The organism is Paraburkholderia sp. J10-1 (assembly GCF_905220165.1).
Lineage (GTDB): Bacteria > Pseudomonadota > Gammaproteobacteria > Burkholderiales > Burkholderiaceae > Paraburkholderia.
Window position 1 is genome coordinate 1 of sequence record NZ_CAJMYW010000012.1, and the last position, 17,598, is coordinate 17,598.

The following is a 17,598-nucleotide window of genomic DNA, read 5'->3' on the forward strand; positions in this document are numbered from 1 at the left end:
TCCCGCGATGCTCGCGCGGTGATCTTCACCGCCGACGACTTTGGCCTGCACGAGCGGGTCAATGCGGCGGTGGAGCGTGCGCATCGCGAGGGCGTGCTCGACTGCGCGAGCCTGATGGTGGCCGCGCCCGCCGCGCTCGACGCCGTAGCGCGGGCGCGCCGCACGCCGGGTTTGCGCGTGGGGCTGCATCTGGTGCTGGCGGACGGCGCGGCGATGCTGCCGCGCGCGCAGATCCCCGCGCTCGTCGATGCGCAAGGGCGGTTTGGCGACAACATGGTTCGCGACGGCGTGCGCTTCTTCTTCCTGCCGCATGTACGCAGGCAGCTCGCGAAGGAAATACGCGCGCAGTTCGAAGCGTTCGCGGCGACCGGGCTCGCGCTCGATCACGTGAATACGCACAAGCATTTTCATTTGCATCCCACGGTGCTCGCGCTGATCCTCGAGATCGGCCGCGACTATGGTTTGCGCGCGATGCGTCTGCCGCTCGAGGCGGGCGCGCCGTTCGCGCTGAAGCCCTGGCTCGCGCTCGTGCGCGCGCGCCTGGCTCGAGCGGGCATCGCCCACAACGACTATGTAGTCGGCATCGCAAAGACGGGCGCAATGGACGAGGCCGCCGTGCTCGACGCGCTCGCGCATCTGCCCGCACAAGGTGTAGGCGAGATCTACTGCCACCCGGCGCTCGCCGATGAAGCGGCAGAGGCGCCCATCACGCCGTCGATGCGCACCTATCGCCACGCCGACGAATTCGGCGCGCTGATCTCGCCGCGCGTGGCCGCAGCGCTCGCGCAAGCGGGCGTGCGCCGTGGCGGCTTTACCGATGTGTTTTTCAGCGCGGCTTCGGGCTCAGGTTCCGCCGCGTCGCGCGGCTCCGAGGTGCGAGCGTCATGAAGTGGCTGCAGTGGCTTGGCCTGCCGGTCGGCATCGCCATTCTGATCGGTCTCGTCGTCCATAACGGCGCGCACGATGTGCTGCGCGTAATCGGCACGGCTGGCCCCATGCTGCTGTGGCTCGTGCCATTCCACGCGCTGCCGCTTCTGCTCGATGCGCACGCGTGGCGCCTCCTGCTCGACAAGCGCGCGCCGCTCAGCTTCCTCTGGTGGACCGCGACCGTGCGCGAGGCCGTGAACCGGCTGCTGCCCGTGGTGGGGGTTGGCGGCGAGCTCGTCGGCATTCGCCTCGCGCGCTGGAAGGTGCGCAATGCGAGCGAGGTGACGGCTTCGGTGATTGTCGAGGTGTTCGTGACGATCGCCGTGCAATATGCGTTCTCGGCGCTCGGTGTCGTGCTGATCGTCGCGGCCACTGGCGACGGCGGGTCGCTGCGCACCATCGTCACGATCGCACTCGCGCTCCTGCTCTCGGCGCCGTTGCCCGTGCTCGCCGTATTCCTGCTGCGTCGCGGCGGCGTATTTCATGCGATCGAACGCTGGGCCGCGCGCCTGCTCGGCACTGACAATCCGCTCATGGTCGGCCTCGACGGCAAGCAGCTCGACGCCGATCTCGACGCGCTGATGTCGCGCACCGGCCTCATGTTTCGCGCCTTCTTCTGGCAGCTCGCCGGCTATATGCTCGGGGCGTTCGAGACATGGTGGGCGCTCGCGCTGCTCGGCCATCCGGTCTCGGTGGGCGATGCGCTCGCCATCGAAGCCATCACGCAGGCCGTGCGCCATGCCGCTTTCATGGTGCCTGCCGGCCTCGGCGTGCAGGAAGTCGCCGTGGTGCTGCTCGCGCAACTCTTTGGCGTGAGCCAGGAAGTGGCGTTCTCGCTCGCGCTCGTCAAGCGCATGCGCGAAGTGGTGTTCGGCGTGCTCGCGCTGATTACGTGGCAGGTCGCGGAAATCGTTCGCGCGCGTCGCGCATTGCGCCATGGTCCGCAGTCCGGGGAGGCGCTGCCTGCCGTGACGAAGGTCTCCGCGCAGGTGGGCTCGAAGCGGGGCTCACGGCACGATCAGGTCCATTGACGGTACATTGTGGGCATGCCGGCGCGCGCGGGTTCTTCGCGCACGCGTAGGCGCAAGCCCATGTTGATGCGTTATCAGGGACATGAAGCCCACGTTTTCATCCACGCGTTCGCTCGCGCTCGCATGCGCCGCCATGGCGGCGTTCATGCTTTCCGGCTGCAACGATCACCAGCTCGGCGCCATGTTCCATTCCATCTGGCAGGGATTCAAGACGTTCATCGATTCGGTCAAGCCCGACGCGCTACTGCTCAGGGGGCTCACGCCTGGCGTCTCCACGTTCGAGCAGGTGCGCGAGCAGATGGGCCAGCCCGAAACCGAGCGCGTGTTCGACGACGGTTCGCGCCGCCTCGAGTATCCGCGCGGTCCGCAGGGCCTCAAGACCTGGATGGTCGACATCGGCCCGAACGGGCGGCTCGTGGCCATTACCCAGGCGCTGACGGCGGAAAACTTTGCGAAGATCCGCGTTGGCATGAGCGAGGACGAGGTGCGGCGCCTGCTCGGCAAGCCGGGGCAGGTGGCCGGCTACCGCTTGAAGAAGGAGACGGTGTGGAGCTGGAAGTGGCTGGAAGGGGGCGTGACGCCCGAAGCGTATTTCAACGTGCATTTCGGACCGGACGGGCGGGTCACGACGACCTCGCGCTCGGACGTGATCCGCGGGCGCTGACCCAGTTGACTCACGATCACGCAAGGAGGCGCGCATGATGAACCGGAGACGGCCCAAGCGTGTGGGGCTCGTGCTCGGCGGGGGCGCGGCGCGCGGTTGGGCGCATATCGGCGCGATTCGCGCGCTCGAGGAAGCGGGCATCAAGCCCGACGTAGTGTGCGGCACGTCGATCGGCGCGCTGGTTGGCGCCGTATACGCAAACGGCGATCTCGACTGGCTCGAGGACTGGGTGGGCAAGCTCACCTGGCAGACTGTGGTGCGTCTGCTCGACTTGCGTTTTTCGGGCGGGCTGCTCGGCGGGCGCAAGGTGATCGACCTGTTTGCGCACCAGTTCAATGGCCGCTCGATCGATGACCTGAAGCTGCCGTTCACGGCGGTCGCCACCGAACTCGACACCGGGCGCGAGGTCTGGCTGCGCGAAGGCGGCGTGGTGGACGCCGTGCGCGCGTCGATTGCGATTCCCGGCATCTTCACGCCGATCTGGCATGACGGCGTGTGGCTCGTCGACGGCGGGCTGAGCAACCCGGTGCCGGTGTCCGCCGCGCGCGCGATGCGTGCCGACACCGTGATCGCCATCGACCTGAATCACGACATTCTCAACGGCCGCGACCTGGGCGGCGCGATCGACACGATGCCGCGCGAGTTGCCCGTGGAGGCGAGCGACGCAGCGACGGCCGCATCGGCTGCAGGGGCGGTGAATCACGGCGCCAATGGCGCAGAAAGCGCTGAAGCGGCGCATGAACCGCTTCTGCGCCGCAACGGCAAGCGCTTCCCGCGCTGGCTGCAGCCGGCCGGTCCCGGCGCGGCAGGCGGCCCGGACGTGCGCGTGGCGCCGCCGCCTAGCACGCGCGTGCCTTCTGTGTTGAGTTCGGTGGCCCAGAGTATCGACATCATGCAGGTGCGCATTACGCGCAGCCGCCTGGCGGGCGAGCCCGCCGACGTGCTGATCCAGCCGCGCCTGGGCGGCATGGGGATTTTCGACTTTCATCGCGCCGGCCCCGCCATTGAAGAAGGGCGCGCGGCTGTGCAGTACATGATGCCGGCCATCAAGGCGCAGTTGGGACTGGACTAGGGCGCTTCGGCTTCTTTCTGCTACTGCATTGCCGGCTACAGATCCAGAATGCCGGCGACGGCGAACTTCGCCGCCTCCAGTTCCTCCGCGCTCGCCGATTCCCCCTTGTGCCGCCAGACTCTGCCCGCGAGCGAAAGCGTCGTGACCTGGTCGGCCATTGCGACGCAGGGGCTGGCCAAGCCGCTGATCGGGATTTCCGACTCCCACCCGTGAACGGTGCGGGTAATCGGCAGGCCGACGAAGCGGGTTGTGAGTCCGTTGAACTCGGCGTCGGTCAGGACGAGGACAGGGCGATATCCTTCCTGCTCACTGCCTGCGCCTGGACCGACGTTGAGCCAGAGGATGTCGCCTGCGTCTGGTGTGCCGTTCTTCATGCGTTCCTTACCATGGGTCGAAACGCGTGGGGTCATCGGGTCCGCCGATTTCGGTCCCTTGCGGCTGTCCGAAGTCGATGAGCGGGTGCGGCTCGAGCTTGCGCTCGCGCAACTGCTGCAAATAGCGCTCGCGCGAGAAGCGCCGGATCGCCGTATGCGGGCGAACCGTGAGCGACCCATCTTCGACTTCCACCTCGACTTCCTGCCCCTCCGCCAACGACAGTTTGCTGGCAAGGCTGGCTGGAATGCGCACCGCAAGGCTGTTTCCCCAACGCTTCAGGGTTTGTATCGCCATTTCGTCCTCGTACTGAATTGGCCGTTTGGCCAATAACGTATTGAGTTTGATGTCCATACCTGATCGTGGTGTATCTACGTGGTTGATACATCACGGATGCTAGGCTTCAAGTGCGTATGTGTCAACGCGTTGATACGCGCGATGTTCGCGGCGCACGTACACAGATCAAGGAATGCCGTGTCTGGTCTCAGCCCATTGCCGCGAGCCACAACCAGCCGTGTTGGGCGCGGCGTAGCGCTACGACGGAAAGCGGCGCGATTTCGATCGAGCGGAAACCCGGCGACGGCGCGCCCAGCGCGCGAAGAATCGCCGCGCGCATCACACTTGCATGGGTGAAGGCGACCATGTCGGTAGCGGAGCTGGGGATCGCATCGAGCCAGGCGCTAACGCGCTCGCGGACATCGTCGAACGACTCGCCCCCGCCTGGCGGCCTGAAAGCCGGATCGCGTGTCCAGGCGGCAAGGGCATCGGGCGCTTCATGGGCAAGATCCGCGAGGCGCTTGCCTTGCCACGCGCCAAAGGCCGTGTCGGCGAGGGCGCCGACTGGCGTTGCCCCGGCGAAGCCGGCCGCGTGTGCGCTCGCGCGCGCGATCGCAGCGGGACTCGTCACCGCGTGTTGCGCCTCGCCATTGCGCTCGCCACCGGCCAGGCGCGCGTGCCAGCGCTCGCGCCAAGCAGCAAGCGCCGCGAGTGCGCGGGCGTCGAGCGCTTCTTCGGCTTCATCGTCCGCTACAGGCGCTTGCGGGAATGTTCCCGAGCGCTGTGCGGCATTCGCCGCATGACTGATCAGCCAGACTATCGTCGGCATGCTTTTCCTTACGTATCACTTCCCTGTAGCTGACATCCGGTCCGCAGCCCGTTGTCGTAGCGCGTAGAATACAGGCTCCACGACACGCGGAAGCCGGTGCAAGTCCGGCGCGGTCGCGCCACTGTAACTGGTTGCCGTCGATTGAATTTCGATTGAATCGAAGCAACGGGAGTCAGACCCGCGCGTCGTGAACCACTCTTTCAACGACTAGCGGGGCGCGTTACCCCAGGAGAAGTCAGCATGTCCGACACCGCATTCCCCCTGCAGCACGCACCGGCCGCGCCGGCACCCATTGCGCTGCGGGAGATCCTGCCCTGGGCGATCTTCGGCGGCCTCATGCTGCTGCTGGCCCTGTACTTCGTGGGCGCCGAGCAAGGCGCGACCTCGATCGTCCCGGGCATGTACGTCCACGAATTCGTTCACGACGGCCGCCACCTGCTCGGCTTTCCCTGCCACTGACCGGGAGCTGAACATGGTCGGCAAGTTGCTGGTACGCGGCATGCTCGCAGGCATCGCCGCGGGACTTCTCACGTTCGGCTTCGCGAAGATCGTGGGCGAGCCCCAGGTCGATCAGGCGATTTCCCTCGAAGAAAAGCTCGATGCCGCGAAGGGTGAAGCTCCCGAACCCGAAATCGTGAGCCGCAAGACCCAGGCGAGCCTCGGGCTCTTCACAGGCGTGATGGTCTACGGCGCGTCGATCGGCGGTCTCTTTGCGCTCGTCTTCGCGTATGCGAACGGACGCGTAGGGCGTCTTTCGCCGCGCGCGCTCTCGGCCTGGCTCGCGCTCGCGGCGTTTGTCGCGATCTACATGGTGCCGAGCATCAAGTACCCGGCGAACCCGCCCTCGGTCGGCGACCCGGAGACGATCGGCTATCGAACCGGGCTCTTCTTCCTGATGGTCGCGATCTCGATCGCCGTGTCGGTGTTCTCGCTCAAGGTGCGCGCGGTCTTCGTGCCACGCCTTGGCGGGTGGAATGCTTCGATCGTGGCGCTCGCGCTGTTCGTCGTCGTGATCGGCGCGGTCCAGTTCGCGCTGCCGGCGGTCAACGAGGTGCCCGCCGCCTTCCCGGCCGTGCTGCTGTGGAAGTTCCGCACGGCGTCGATCGGTATGCAGGTGATTCTCTGGACCACGATCGGCCTGCTTTTCGGCGCGCTCGCCGAAAAGCTGATTGGCGCGAACGCCCGTGCGCTCAGCGCGCGCGGCACGCATACGCGCGCCGCGTAAGCGCGGCAGGGCCGCTGGGCGCGCGCCGCGCACCTATCGAAAAAGCGACCCCAAACTTGCGTAAATGCCCCGCACGCCCCGCGTGCCGGGGCATTTTTTTTCACCTTTCAAAAGCATCGGGCCCGCGGCTGCGCGGGCCGGATCCGCGTGCGCCCATGCGCGGCACCGCAATGCTGCAGTGCAATATTCACGCCGTGCCAGTTTGAGCAATCTATTTTGCACTGAGACGATCCGCGCCAGTTCATCGGTTTCGCCGGCGCTCACAGGCCGCGCGAGGCCGCCCGACACGACAAAACGACTTGATCCGGAGACGCGCGTGATCCTTTACGGCTTTGGCCCGGTGCTGCTCGCCGGCACGATCCAGACCATCGAGCTTTCGCTTCTCTCGCTCGGCGTGGCTGTCCTGCTAGGCCTTGCCGGCGCGGCGGCCAAGCTCTCGTTCAACCGGCCGCTCGCGGCCGTGGCGACCGCTTACACGACGCTGATCCGCTCGGTGCCCGACCTCGTGCTGATGCTGCTGCTCTTCTATAGCATCCAGATCGGCGTGAACGAGGCCACCGACGCGCTCGGCATGGCGCAGATCGACATCGATCCGTTCTTGGCCGGCGTCGTCACGCTTGGCTTCATCTACGGCGCGTACTTCACCGAGACCTTTCGCGGCGCGTTTCTCGCCGTGCCGCGCGGCCAGCTCGAAGCGGGCCACGCCTACGGCATGAGCGGCGCGCGTGTGTTCGCCCGCATCCTCTTTCCGCAGATGATGCGTTTCGCGCTGCCCGGCATCGGCAACAACTGGCAGGTGCTCGTGAAGGCGACGGCGCTCGTCTCGATCATCGGTCTCGCCGATGTCGTGAAGGCCGCCCAGGACGCGGGCCGCAGCACCTTCAACCTGTTCTTCTTCCTCGTGATCGCGGCGCTCATCTACCTCGCGATCACCACGCTCTCGAACTTCGCGCTGATCTGGCTCGAACGCCGCTATTCGGTGGGCGTGCGTCACGCGCAACTCTGAGGAAAACGCCCGCCATGAACGAAATCATTCAGCAATTTGGCCGCGCGTTCCTCTACTGGGACGGCGAGCATGTGTCCGGCCTCGCGATGACGCTCTGGCTGCTCGTGATATCCGTGGCTTTCGGCTTCGTGTGCGCGGTGCCGCTCGCCGTGGCGCGTGTGTCGAGCAAACGCTGGCTTTCGCTGCCGGTGCGCTTTTACACCTATGTGTTTCGCGGCACGCCGCTTTATGTGCAGTTGCTGCTCATCTACACGGGCGTGTACAGTCTCGCGTTCATTCGCGCGGAGCCGCTCCTCGACGCGTTCTTTCGCAGCGGCCTGAACTGTGCGGTGCTCGCGTTTGCGCTCAACACCTGCGCGTACACGACAGAGATTTTCGCGGGCGCGATTCGCGCCACCTCACACGGCGAAGTGGAAGCGGCGCGCGCCTACGGCATGAGCCCGTTCACGATGTACTGGCGCGTGATCCTGCCTTCGGCGCTGCGCCGCGCACTGCCGCTGTACAGTAACGAAGTGATCCTGATGCTGCACGCGACCACGGTGGCCTTCACCGCGACGGTGCCCGACATCCTCAAGGTCGCGCGCGACGCCAACTCGGCCACCTACCGCTCGTTCGAGTCGTTCGGCCTCGCGGCGCTGATCTACTGTGCGGTATCGTTCGTGCTGGTGGCCGCGTTCCGCCGCGCCGAAAAACGCTGGCTCGGCCATCTCGCCGTGCGCACCCGCTGAATCACCGGAACACCGGAACCTCGGAAACTGGAGACCATCTTGGCTCAGACGCAATCCTCAGATAGCAAGCTCGTCGCGCGCGACATCCACAAGCGCTACGGCGACAACGAGGTGCTCAAAGGCGTCTCGCTCGACGCGAAGAAGGGCGACGTGATCAGCATCATCGGCGCGAGCGGCTCGGGCAAGAGCACGTTCCTGCGCTGCATCAATTTCCTCGAGAAGCCGAACGCCGGCGAGATCGTCGTGGACGGCGAGGCCGTGCGCACGAAGGCGGGCCGCAACGGCGACCTGGACGTGGCCGACCACAAGCAACTGCAACGCATCCGCACCAAGCTCGCAATGGTGTTCCAGCATTTCAACCTGTGGTCGCACATGAACGTGCTCGAGAACGTGATGGAAGCGCCGTTGCACGTGCTGGGCGTGCCGCGCAAGGAAGCCGAGGAGCGCGCGCGGGAGTATCTGGAGAAGGTGGGTCTCGCGCCTCGCGTGGAGAAGCAATATCCCTCGCATCTTTCGGGCGGCCAGCAACAGCGCGTGGCGATTGCGCGCGCGCTTGCCATGCATCCCGACGTGATGCTGTTCGACGAGCCGACTTCGGCGCTCGACCCCGAGCTCGTGGGCGAAGTGCTCAAGGTCATGCAAAAGCTTGCCGAAGAAGGCCGCACGATGATTGTCGTGACGCACGAAATGGGCTTTGCGCGCAACGTCTCGAATCATGTGATGTTCCTGCACCAGGGGCGCACGGAGGAAGAGGGCGCGCCCGCGGATGTGCTCGGCGCGCCGAAGAGCGATCGCCTGCGCCAGTTCCTCTCGGGCAGCCTCAAGTAAGCGGCGCGTTGAGTCGCGCGCCCCGTCTCGCCGATGGTCCGTCCCACCGTTCTCCATCCCGCTTCCGTTCCTGCCGCAGCGCCCGGCGGCCAGGCGCCGCTCGCGCGCGCCGGCCGCACCACCCAGGTCGCGATCGTCGCGCTCCCGCCCGTTTCGATGTCGGGCGTGGGCCCGGTCGTCGATGCGCTCAATCTCGCCAACGAAATCGACGGCCGCGCGCTGTACCGCTGGCAAATGTGCTCGTGGAACGGCCGCCCCGTGCCGCTGGCGGGCGGCGCGCAATGGCCCGCCGACTGCGCGTTTGGCGACGCGGTGTCGTGCGACTGGCTCATCGTCGTGACCGAGCGCTACCAGCAGTTCGCCGACTTCCGCCTGTTTCTCGCGAGCCTCGCGCGCGTGGGCCAGCGCACGCCGCTCGTCACGGGCATTCACCACGGCATCTGGTGGCTCGCGATGGCGGGGCAGTTGCAGGGCTACCGCGTGGCCGCGAACTGGGAGACGTTCCAGCAGTTCGCGGAGCAGTTCGAGCGCACCATCGTCACGCAGCACATCTACGAAATCGACCGCGACCGCGCGACTTGCGCGGGTGGCCAGGCCACGCTCGACTTCATGCTCGCGATGATCGGCCGCGACCACGGCCCGGAACTGGCCGAACGCATTGCCGACGCGCTGGGCGCAAGCACGCTGCGCAGCGGCGACGAGCGGCAGCGCATTCCGTTCGTGACCGCACCGGGCGAGCGGCATCCGCGCCTGAACGACGCGCTCAAGCTGATGGAAGCGAACATCGAAGACCCGCTCACGACCGACGAGATCGCGAATCTCGTGGGCGTCTCGCGGCGTCAACTCGAGCGGCTCTTTCGCCAGTACCTCGGCGCGATGCCTTCCAAGTACTACCTGGGCCTGCGCCTTGCCAAGGCGCGCTCGCAGTTGCAGCGCACGAGCAAGTCGGTGGTGCAGATCAGTCTTGCGTGCGGGTTTTCTTCGGCGGCGCATTTTTCGAATGCGTACCGCGAGCGCTTTGGCGTCACGCCGCGCGAGGACCGCCGCAACTGGATCGAGCGCCAGCACGGCGGGGCCGCCGCCGAGCCGCGCGCGGGCGCGCTCGTCGAGCCGCCGGAAGTTGAGTGAAACGTAGCCGCGGCGCGGCCAGTGCGCGGACCTTGCAGCTTCCGTACGAAAAAACGCGTCGCGCCTGCGCAAGACGTTTGCGCGCAGCTTGCCTACACTGCACGAACTACCTGAGCGAAAGGGCACGGCCCCAACGCACATCGACCCCGAATTCGACACGCACTGCGTAATAGAGGAATCGCCATGAACGACCAGACTGTGAGCCGCAAGACCTTCGACGAAGTGATGGTGCCGTGTTTCTCGCCAGCGCCGTTCGTGCCCGACCGGGGTGAAGGCTCGCGCGTGTGGGACACAGAGGGCCGCGATTACATCGACTTCGCGTGCGGTATCGCCGTGACTTCGCTCGGCCACGCGCACCCGGAACTGCTGCGCGTGCTGCAGGAGCAGGGCAGCAAGCTCTGGCACATCGGCAACGGCTACACCAATGAGCCGGTGCTGCGCCTCGCACAACAACTCGAAGCACTGACGTTCGCCGACCGCGCGTTCTTCGCGAACTCGGGCGCGGAAGCCAATGAGGCGGCGCTCAAGCTCGCGCGCCGCGTGGCCTTCGATCGCCACGGCGCTGACAAGTTCGAGATCGTCTCGTTCACGCAGTCGTTCCATGGCCGCACGTTCTTCACCGTGAGCGTGGGCGGCCAGCCCAAGTATTCGGAAGGCTTTGGCCCCGTGCCGGGCGGCATCACGCATCTGCCATACAACGATATCGAAGCGGCGAAGCGCGCGATCGGCGCGCAGACCTGCGCCGTGATCGTCGAGCCGGTGCAGGGCGAGGGCGGCGTGATTCCCGCCGATCCGGCCTTCCTGCGCGCACTGCGCGAAGCGTGCGACGCGCACGGCGCGCTGCTGATTTTCGACGAAGTGCAAACGGGCGTGGGCCGCACGGGGCACTTCTACGCCTACGAGGATACGGGCGTCACGCCCGACATCCTCACGACGGCCAAGGCGCTCGGCAACGGCTTTCCGATCGGCGCGATGCTCACGACCGAAGCGATCGCCGCGCACTTCAAGGTAGGCGTGCATGGCACGACCTACGGCGGCAATCCGCTGGGCGCCGCGATTGCGGGCAAGGTAGTCGAACTGGTGAGCGATCCTGCGCTGCTCGCAGGCGTGCGTGCACGCGGCGAAGCGATTCGCGCCAAGCTTGCGAAGATCAACGAGCGCTTCGACATGTTCAAGGAGGTGCGCGGCAAGGGTCTTCTGATCGGCGCCGAGCTGAACGCGCGCTTTGCCGGCCGCGCCAAGGACTTCAACGCGGCGGCGGCGAATCGCGGCGTGATGATGCTGATTGCGGGGCCGGACGTGCTGCGCTTCGCGCCGTCGCTCATCATTCCCGAAGCGGATCTCGACGAAGGCTTCGCCCGCTTCGAGCAGGCCTGCAACGACGTCATTGGCGTCGACGGCACGCGCTGATCGCAGCGCGCCCAACTGGACCACAGCGCACATAGGACCGACGATGCTATTCGTTCGCCCCGCCAGGCTTTCCGATCTCGATGCGATCGCCCACATGGCGCGCACCGCGCAGCCGGTGCTGCATTCGCTGCCGCACGACCGCGCGGCGCTCGAAGCGCGCATCGCGCTTTCCGAAGATTCGTTTCGCGCGGACGTGGACTTCCCCGGTGAGGAGTTCTATCTGTTCGTGCTCGAAGATTCCGCCACCGGGCGGCTCGTCGGCACGTCGAGCATCGTGGCGGCGGCCGGCTACGCCGAGCCGTTCTACGCGTTTCGCAACGATGCGCTCATTCATGCGTCGCGTGAGCTGCACGTGAACCGCAAGATTCATGCGCTGACGATGTCGCATGAACTCACGGGCAAGAGCCGTCTCGCGGGCTTTTATATCGAGCCAACGCTGCGCGGCGACGCGGCCGCACATCTCATGTCGCGCGCACGCATGATGTACATCGCGATGAACCGTCGGCGCTTCACGCCCGAAGTGTTCACGCTGCTGCTCGGCGTGACCGACGAAAACGGCGCGTCACCGTTCTGGGAAGCGGTGGGGCGCAAGTTCTTCGGGCGCGATTTCAAGGACATCGAGCTGGCCTCGGGTGGACGCAGCCGCACGTTCATCGCCGAAGTGATGCCGGCTTACCCGCTCTATGTGCCGCTGCTGCCCGAGCCTGCGCAGCGCGTGCTCGGCGAGCCCGACCCGAGCGCGTTGCTCGCTTACGAAATCCATCTGGAAGAGGGCTACGAGCCGGACCGCTACGTCGATATTTTCGATGCGGGCCCGGTGCTGACCGCCCAGGTGGATCGCACGGCTTCGGTCGCCGGAAGCGAGGCGCGCACGGTACGCGAAGTTGCGCTCGCATCGAATCCTGAGGGCGCGGCGTATCTGGTCGCGAGCCAACGCGCGGGAGAGTTCCGTTGCGTGCTCGCGACGCTGCCCGAACGCGAGAAGGGCGCAGGCACGAGTGAACGTCACTTCGCGCCGCTCGACGCCGCCGCGCGCGCCGCGCTCGGCGTGCAGGACGGCGAACCGGTGCGCTGTGCGCCGCTTTACCGCGCCACCCCGCAAACAGAGGACGCATACATGGGAGACGCACAATGATCGTGGTACGCGTCGTGCAAACGGGCGACGTGGACGCGCTCGTCGCGCTCGCCCAGGAAACGGGGCCCGGCCTCACCACCTTCAAGCCGGACCGTGAAGCGCTCAAGGCGCGCATCGAGCGCGCACGGCGCACGCTCGCAGGCGAGGCCGAGTTGCGCGAAGCCGGCTACTTCTTCGTGATGGAAGACACGGCAACGGGCGACGTGGCCGGTGTGTGCGGCATCGAAACGGCCGTGGGACTGGAGCAGCCGTTCTACAACTACCGCGTGAGCACGGTGGTGCACGCGAGCCAGGAACTCGGCATCTGGACGCGCATGCGCGCGCTCAATATTTCGCACGATCTCACGGGCTATGCCGAGGTGTGTTCGCTCTTTCTTTCGCCGCGGTATCGCACGGGTGGCGTGGGCGGGCTGCTTTCGCGCTCGCGCTTCATGTTCATCGCGCAGTTTCGCGAGCGCTTTCCCGAGCGCCTGTGCGCGGAATTGCGCGGCCATTTCGACGCGCAAGGCACGTCGCCGTTCTGGCGCGCAGTCGGTTCGCACTTCTACCAGATCGATTTCAACGCCGCCGACTACCTCAGTTCGCACGGGCGCAAGTCGTTTCTCGCGGAGTTGATGCCGAGATACCCGGTGTACGTCGAACTCCTGCCCGAGGAAGCGCAGGCGTGCGTCGGCCTCACGCATGCCGACACGGTTCCCGCGCGACGCATGCTCGAAGCCGAAGGGCTGCGCTACGAGAATCACGTCGATATCTTCGACGCGGGCCCGGTGCTCGAATGCCATATCGGCGACCTGCGCACGGTGCGCGACAGCGTGGTGGTGCCGGTCGAGATCGGCGAGGCGCATGCGCCAGAGGGCGTGCGCTCGCTCGTCTCGAATACGTCGCTGGGCGATTTTCGCGTGGGCTTCGCGCCGGGCATCGTGCACGACGGCGTGTTCACACTGAGCGCGAGTGAAGCGGCGGCACTGAATGTCACGGCGGGTGAACCGGTGCGCGTGCTCGGCCCCGCAGCGAAGCAACAGCGATAAACCTGCATGGGACCCGCGTAAGCGCTAAAGCGCTAGCGCTGGTCGACACAAGGATGACCATGAACGAGCTTTATATCGATGGACAATGGTGCGCGGCCTCGGGCCCCGCGTTTTCGTCGCGCAACCCCGGCACCGGCGAGACCGTGTGGAGCGGCAATGCCGCGAGCGCGCAAGATGTCGATCGCGCCGTCAGCGCCGCGCGCCGAGCATTTGCCGAATGGTCGCAAACGCCCCTCGAAGCGCGCTGCGAGATCGTGAAGCGCTTCGCAGCGCTCGTCACCGAAAAGAAGGAAATGCTCGCTCAGGCCATTGGCCGCGAGACGGGCAAGCCGCTTTGGGAGGCGCGCACCGAAGCCGCGTCGATGGCGGCGAAGGTCGCGATTTCGATCACCGCTTACAGCGAGCGCACCGGTGAAAAACGCGCACAAATGGCCGACGGCGTGGCGGTGCTGCGTCATCGCCCGCATGGCGTCGTTGCCGTGTTCGGTCCGTACAACTTCCCGGGCCATCTGCCCAACGGTCATATCGTGCCGGCGCTGATCGCGGGCAACGCGGTCGTGTTCAAGCCTTCGGAACTTGCGCCGGAAGTTGCGCGCGCAACGGTCGAGCTGTGGCGCGAAGCCGGCTTGCCCGCGGGCGTGCTCAATCTCGTGCAGGGCGAGCGCGACACGGGCATTGCGCTGGCGAATCACCAGCAGATCGACGGGCTCTTCTTCACGGGCAGTTCCGACACCGGCACGCTGCTGCATCGTCAGTTCGGCGGCCGGCCCGAGATCGTGCTCGCGCTGGAGATGGGCGGCAATAATCCGCTCGTCGTCGCACCGGTCGAGGATATCGACGCAGCCGTGCATCACGCGATCCAGTCGGCGTTTCTTTCGGCGGGGCAGCGCTGCACGTGCGCGCGCCGCATTCTCGTGCCCGCGGATGCATTCGGCGAGCGCTTCCTCGCGCGCTTCGTCGAAGTGAGTTCGCGCATTACGGTGGGCGAGTACGACGCCGAGCCGCAGCCGTTCATGGGCGCCGTGATTTCGGCGCGCGCGGCCGCGAAACTGATGAGTGCGCAAGCGCAGTTGCTCGAGCGCGGCGCACGAGCCTTGCTGCCGATGACGCAACGCGACCCGGCGCTCGGCTTCGTGACGCCGGCGATTCTCGACGTGACCGGCGTGGCCGATTTGCCCGACGAGGAGCACTTCGGGCCGCTCGCGCAGATCACCCGCTACGCGGGTTTCGACGACGCGATCGCCCAGGCCAACAATACGGCCTACGGTCTCTCGGCGGGCCTGCTCGCCGACGACGAAGCGCTGTGGCAGCGCTTCACGCGCGAAATCCGCGCGGGTGTGGTGAACTGGAACCGGCCGACCAACGGCGCGTCGAGCGGCGCGCCGTTCGGCGGCGCGGGCCGCTCGGGCAACCACCGGCCGAGCGCGTATTACGCCGCCGACTACTGCGCCTACCCGATGGCCTCGGTAGAAAGCGCGCAATTGCAGATGCCCGCGAGCGTTTCGCCGGGTCTTCACTTCTAAGGAACGACGATGACAACCCTTGAAGCCAACTTCGACGGACTCGTCGGCCCCACGCACAACTACGCCGGGCTGTCGTTCGGCAACGTCGCCTCGCAGAACAACGAGAAGTCCGTGGCGAACCCGCGCGCCGCGGCGCAGCAGGGCTTGCGCAAGATGAAGCGGCTCGCCGACCTGGGCTTCGCGCAAGGCGTGCTGCCGCCGCAGGAGCGGCCCTCCATGCGCTTGCTGCGCGAACTGGGTTTCGGCGGTAAGGATGCCGAAGCAATCGCACGCGCTGCGAAGGACGCGCCCGAGCTCCTCGCGGCGGCAAGCTCCGCTTCGGCCATGTGGACCGCCAATGCGGCCACGGTGAGCCCTTCGGCGGATACGCCCACCCGGCGCGTGCATTTCACGCCCGCCAATCTGTGCAGCAAACTGCATCGCGCGATCGAGCACGAGGCCACGCGCCGCACGCTCGGCACGGTGTTCGCGGACCCGTCGCACTTCGTCGTGCACGAGGCGCTGCCCGGCACGCCCGCGCTCGGCGACGAAGGCGCGGCCAACCATACGCGTTTTAGCGCGCAGTACGGCGAGCGCGGCGTGGAGTTCTTCGTGTACGGGCGCAGCGAATACCGTCGCGGGCCGGAGCCCAAGCGCTTTCCGGCGCGGCAGACGTTCGAGGCGAGCCGCGCCATTGCGCAGCGCCACGGCCTGACCGACGCCGGCACCGTGTTCGCCCAGCAGAACCCCGATGTGATCGACGCGGGCGTGTTCCACAACGACGTGATCGCCGTGGGCAACCGCAGCACGCTGTTTTGCCACGAGCGCGCGTTCGTCGACCAGAAGGCGGTGTACGACGAACTGCGCACGAAGCTCGCGGCGCACGACGCGCCGTTCCACGTGATCGAAGTGCCCGAAGCGCGCGTGAGCGTGGCCGACGCGGTGTCGTCGTACCTCTTCAACAGCCAGTTGCTGAGCCGGGCGGACGGCACGCAGATTCTCGTCGTGCCGCAGGAGTGCCGCGAGAATCCGCACGTGGCGATCTACCTCGACGAACTGGCCGCGAGCAGCGGACCGGTGGACGAAGTGCTCGTGTTCGATTTGCGCGAAAGCATGAAGAACGGCGGCGGCCCGGCGTGCCTGCGTCTGCGCGTGGTCCTGAGCGACGAAGAGCGTGCGGCGACGGCGCCGGGCGTCTGGATGAACGACGCGCTCTTCACGCGCCTCGACGGCTGGATCGAGCGGCACTATCGCGACCGGCTCGCGCCGCAGGATCTGACCGATCCGGCGCTGCTCGTCGAGTCGCGCACGGCGCTCGACGAACTCACGCAGATTCTCGGCCTCGGATCGCTCTATGACTTCCAGCGCTGATCTCCTGCTCGCCGATTTTCTGGCGTACACGCTGGCCGGTACGCGCCCGGCCCCGCCCGAGGCGGCGCGCGGCGAATGCGCGGACGGCGTGCGCTGGCAATGGCTCGACGAGGGCGTGCTGGAGCTGGAGCCGGCGCACGTCGACGAGACGACGCGCAGCGTGCTGCTTTCGGCGGGCGTGCACGGCGATGAGACCGCGCCGATCGAACTGCTCTCGCAACTCGTGGCCGACATCGCGGCGGGCCACGTGCCGCTGGCCTGCCGTGTGCTCGCGGTGCTCGGCAACGCAGCGGCAATGCGCGCTGGCGAGCGCTATCTCGACGACGATCTCAACCGCCTGTTCGGCGGCCGCCACGCACGTGTGCCGGCAAGCCGAGAGGCGCCGCGCGCCGTGGCGCTCGAAGCGGCGGCGCAGCGTTTCTTCGCGAAGGCCCCAGCTGCCGCCGATGCGCCATTCGCGCGCTGGCATCTCGACATGCATACGGCGATCCGCGCCTCGGCGTTCGAGCAGTTCGCGCTGTTGCCGCACACGGGCGAGCGGCCCGCGCGCGCGATGCTCGAATGGCTCGCCGACGCGCGCATCGCGGCCGTGTTGATTCACACCGAGAAGGGCGCGACGTTGTCGTCGTTTACTGCCGAAACGTGCGGCGCGCTTGCCTGTACGCTCGAACTCGGCAAGGTGCGTCCCTTCGGTGAGAACGACCTCGCTCGCTTCGCCGGTGCCGACGCCGCCGTGCGCCGTCTCGTGGCGGGCGAATTGTCGTTGCCGAAAGGCGCGCAGATGCCGCGCATCTTCACGGTGATCGGCCAGATCACGAAGCAGAGCGACGCGCTCAAGCTCAACGTGGCCGCCGACGTGCCCAACTTCACCCCGTTTCAGCGTGGCGAGGTGCTGGCCGAAGACGGCGCATACCGCTACGTGGTGCAGCACGACGAAGAGCGCATCGTGTTTCCGAATCCGGGCGTGAAGCCGGGCTTGCGCGCAGGCCTGCTCGTCGTCGATACCACTCGGGAGACGCTCGCCGCGCTCGCCTGAGCGCTTGCCGCAAACGCACGCCTTCGCACG

19 protein-coding genes and 1 riboswitch are annotated in these 17,598 nt (G+C 66.8%); of the genes, 16 read left to right on the forward strand and 3 right to left on the reverse strand.

Features of this window, described 5'->3' with window-relative positions; all coding sequences use genetic code 11:
• The 4 genes from hpnK to U5A65_RS29450 form a co-directional block, all read left to right on the forward strand.
• A partial coding sequence (hpnK, locus tag U5A65_RS29435) for a hopanoid biosynthesis-associated protein HpnK (protein WP_321914164.1) occupies positions 1-888 on the forward strand: 888 nt, incomplete at its 5' end.
• The gene (locus tag U5A65_RS29440) at positions 885-1,958 is read left to right on the forward strand and encodes a lysylphosphatidylglycerol synthase domain-containing protein (protein WP_321936789.1); all 1,074 of its coding nucleotides are present in this window, start codon (positions 885-887) and stop codon (positions 1,956-1,958) included. The genes hpnK and U5A65_RS29440, both read left to right, overlap by 4 nt.
• A gap of 82 nt (positions 1,959-2,040) precedes the next feature.
• The gene (locus U5A65_RS29445) at positions 2,041-2,622 is read left to right on the forward strand and encodes a hypothetical protein (protein ID WP_415765829.1); all 582 of its coding nucleotides are present in this window, start codon (positions 2,041-2,043) and stop codon (positions 2,620-2,622) included.
• 34 nt (positions 2,623-2,656) lie between these two features.
• Positions 2,657-3,694, forward strand: coding sequence for a patatin-like phospholipase family protein (locus U5A65_RS29450; protein WP_321914166.1), 1,038 nt, complete (start codon positions 2,657-2,659; stop codon positions 3,692-3,694).
• Positions 3,695-3,729: 35 nt separating this feature from the next.
• On the opposite strand, the gene U5A65_RS29455 is transcribed toward U5A65_RS29450, so the two are convergent.
• The 3 genes from U5A65_RS29455 to U5A65_RS29465 all read right to left on the reverse strand — a co-directional run bounded on the left by U5A65_RS29455 (position 3,730) and on the right by U5A65_RS29465 (position 5,171).
• Complete coding sequence (locus U5A65_RS29455) at positions 3,730-4,068, reverse strand: type II toxin-antitoxin system PemK/MazF family toxin (protein WP_321914167.1); 339 nt, start codon at positions 4,066-4,068, stop codon at positions 3,730-3,732.
• Positions 4,069-4,075: 7 nt separating this feature from the next.
• Positions 4,076-4,420, reverse strand: a complete 345-nt coding sequence (locus tag U5A65_RS29460) for an AbrB/MazE/SpoVT family DNA-binding domain-containing protein (RefSeq protein ID WP_321948686.1) — start codon at positions 4,418-4,420, stop codon at positions 4,076-4,078.
• 130 nt (positions 4,421-4,550) lie between these two features.
• Entirely contained in the window at positions 4,551-5,171 is a 621-nt protein-coding gene (locus U5A65_RS29465) for a histidine phosphatase family protein (RefSeq protein WP_321948687.1), read from the reverse strand.
• 31 nt (positions 5,172-5,202) lie between these two features.
• Positions 5,203-5,372, forward strand: a riboswitch (cobalamin riboswitch).
• 39 nt (positions 5,373-5,411) lie between these two features.
• Between U5A65_RS29465 and U5A65_RS29470 the strand changes: the two genes are divergently transcribed.
• The 12 genes from U5A65_RS29470 to astE all read left to right on the forward strand — a co-directional run bounded on the left by U5A65_RS29470 (position 5,412) and on the right by astE (position 17,568).
• Positions 5,412-5,630 (forward strand): CbtB domain-containing protein, encoded by a 219-nt coding sequence (locus U5A65_RS29470; protein ID WP_321914171.1) that lies wholly within the window; start codon positions 5,412-5,414, stop codon positions 5,628-5,630.
• Between the two features lie 13 nt (positions 5,631-5,643).
• Positions 5,644-6,396: a CbtA family protein gene (locus U5A65_RS29475; protein WP_321948688.1), complete on the forward strand. Its 753-nt coding sequence runs from the start codon at positions 5,644-5,646 to the stop codon at positions 6,394-6,396.
• A 316-nt stretch (positions 6,397-6,712) separates the two neighbouring features.
• Positions 6,713-7,402, forward strand: coding sequence for a histidine ABC transporter permease HisQ (locus tag U5A65_RS29480; RefSeq protein ID WP_321914173.1), 690 nt, complete (start codon positions 6,713-6,715; stop codon positions 7,400-7,402).
• A gap of 14 nt (positions 7,403-7,416) precedes the next feature.
• Positions 7,417-8,130, forward strand: coding sequence for an ABC transporter permease (locus tag U5A65_RS29485; protein ID WP_321914174.1), 714 nt, complete (start codon positions 7,417-7,419; stop codon positions 8,128-8,130).
• Between the two features lie 36 nt (positions 8,131-8,166).
• Positions 8,167-8,958, forward strand: a complete 792-nt coding sequence (locus tag U5A65_RS29490; RefSeq protein WP_415765882.1) for an ABC transporter ATP-binding protein — start codon at positions 8,167-8,169, stop codon at positions 8,956-8,958.
• A 156-nt stretch (positions 8,959-9,114) separates the two neighbouring features.
• On the forward strand, positions 9,115-10,086 hold the full coding sequence (locus tag U5A65_RS29495) for a GlxA family transcriptional regulator (protein ID WP_321914316.1): 972 nt from the start codon (positions 9,115-9,117) through the stop codon (positions 10,084-10,086).
• A gap of 183 nt (positions 10,087-10,269) precedes the next feature.
• A complete protein-coding gene (locus U5A65_RS29500; RefSeq protein WP_321936786.1) occupies positions 10,270-11,496 on the forward strand; it encodes an aspartate aminotransferase family protein in 1,227 nt (408 codons plus the stop codon).
• Between the two features lie 43 nt (positions 11,497-11,539).
• Complete coding sequence (gene aruF / locus U5A65_RS29505; RefSeq protein ID WP_321914177.1) at positions 11,540-12,631, forward strand: arginine/ornithine succinyltransferase subunit alpha; 1,092 nt, start codon at positions 11,540-11,542, stop codon at positions 12,629-12,631.
• A complete protein-coding gene (astA, locus tag U5A65_RS29510) occupies positions 12,628-13,659 on the forward strand; it encodes an arginine N-succinyltransferase (RefSeq protein WP_321914178.1) in 1,032 nt (343 codons plus the stop codon). The genes aruF and astA overlap by 4 nt, the downstream gene beginning before the upstream one ends.
• Positions 13,660-13,718: 59 nt before the next feature.
• Positions 13,719-15,182: a succinylglutamate-semialdehyde dehydrogenase gene (gene astD, locus U5A65_RS29515; protein ID WP_321914179.1), complete on the forward strand. Its 1,464-nt coding sequence runs from the start codon at positions 13,719-13,721 to the stop codon at positions 15,180-15,182.
• Positions 15,183-15,191: 9 nt separating this feature from the next.
• Positions 15,192-16,532: an N-succinylarginine dihydrolase gene (astB, locus tag U5A65_RS29520; RefSeq protein ID WP_321948689.1), complete on the forward strand. Its 1,341-nt coding sequence runs from the start codon at positions 15,192-15,194 to the stop codon at positions 16,530-16,532.
• Positions 16,516-17,568, forward strand: a complete 1,053-nt coding sequence (gene astE / locus U5A65_RS29525) for a succinylglutamate desuccinylase (RefSeq protein ID WP_321948690.1) — start codon at positions 16,516-16,518, stop codon at positions 17,566-17,568. Before astB ends, astE begins: the two co-directional genes overlap by 17 nt.
• Positions 17,569-17,598: the final 30 nt, after the last annotated feature.

Coding starts and splice junctions, on each gene's coding strand:
- U5A65_RS29455 (WP_321914167.1), bottom strand. CDS start 4,068: ATGAAGAACGGCACACCAGACGCAGGCGACATCCTCTGGCTCAACGTC.
- astD (WP_321914179.1), top strand. CDS start 13,719: ATGAACGAGCTTTATATCGATGGACAATGGTGCGCGGCCTCGGGCCCC.
- U5A65_RS29460 (WP_321948686.1), bottom strand. CDS start 4,420: ATGGACATCAAACTCAATACGTTATTGGCCAAACGGCCAATTCAGTAC.
- U5A65_RS29500 (WP_321936786.1), top strand. CDS start 10,270: ATGAACGACCAGACTGTGAGCCGCAAGACCTTCGACGAAGTGATGGTG.
- U5A65_RS29445 (WP_415765829.1), top strand. CDS start 2,041: ATGAAGCCCACGTTTTCATCCACGCGTTCGCTCGCGCTCGCATGCGCC.
- U5A65_RS29485 (WP_321914174.1), top strand. CDS start 7,417: ATGAACGAAATCATTCAGCAATTTGGCCGCGCGTTCCTCTACTGGGAC.
- U5A65_RS29495 (WP_321914316.1), top strand. CDS start 9,115: ATGTCGGGCGTGGGCCCGGTCGTCGATGCGCTCAATCTCGCCAACGAA.
- U5A65_RS29440 (WP_321936789.1), top strand. CDS start 885: ATGAAGTGGCTGCAGTGGCTTGGCCTGCCGGTCGGCATCGCCATTCTG.
- U5A65_RS29470 (WP_321914171.1), top strand. CDS start 5,412: ATGTCCGACACCGCATTCCCCCTGCAGCACGCACCGGCCGCGCCGGCA.
- aruF (WP_321914177.1), top strand. CDS start 11,540: ATGCTATTCGTTCGCCCCGCCAGGCTTTCCGATCTCGATGCGATCGCC.
- astA (WP_321914178.1), top strand. CDS start 12,628: ATGATCGTGGTACGCGTCGTGCAAACGGGCGACGTGGACGCGCTCGTC.
- astB (WP_321948689.1), top strand. CDS start 15,192: ATGACAACCCTTGAAGCCAACTTCGACGGACTCGTCGGCCCCACGCAC.
- U5A65_RS29450 (WP_321914166.1), top strand. CDS start 2,657: ATGATGAACCGGAGACGGCCCAAGCGTGTGGGGCTCGTGCTCGGCGGG.
- U5A65_RS29475 (WP_321948688.1), top strand. CDS start 5,644: ATGGTCGGCAAGTTGCTGGTACGCGGCATGCTCGCAGGCATCGCCGCG.
- astE (WP_321948690.1), top strand. CDS start 16,516: ATGACTTCCAGCGCTGATCTCCTGCTCGCCGATTTTCTGGCGTACACG.
- U5A65_RS29465 (WP_321948687.1), bottom strand. CDS start 5,171: ATGCCGACGATAGTCTGGCTGATCAGTCATGCGGCGAATGCCGCACAG.